General features: G+C 65.7%; 1 protein-coding gene. It reads left to right on the forward strand.

Features of this window, described 5'->3' with window-relative positions:
* A partial coding sequence (locus CVH10_RS24400) for an encapsulin (protein WP_181244760.1) occupies positions 1-236 on the forward strand: 236 nt, incomplete at both ends.

A 236-nucleotide genomic window follows, 5' to 3' on the forward strand; every position in this document is an offset into this window, starting at 1 on the left:
CCAATGCCGTAGTCGAACTGCGCGTGCCCTTCACGCTGACCCGCGCTGCGATCGACGATGTGGAGCGTGGCTCCGAAGATTCCGACTGGCAGCCGCTCAAGGAAGCTGCCCGCACGATCGCCTTTGCCGAAAATCGTGCGATCTTTGATGGCTATGCCGCTGCCGATATCGGCGGCATCCGTCCCGGCGCGAGCAACGAGCCGGTGCCGCTGCCCACGGCCGTCGCCGGATATCCC

The sequence above is a fragment of the Halomonas sp. ND22Bw genome (assembly GCF_003011945.1).
Lineage (GTDB): Bacteria > Pseudomonadota > Gammaproteobacteria > Pseudomonadales > Halomonadaceae > Halomonas > Halomonas halophila.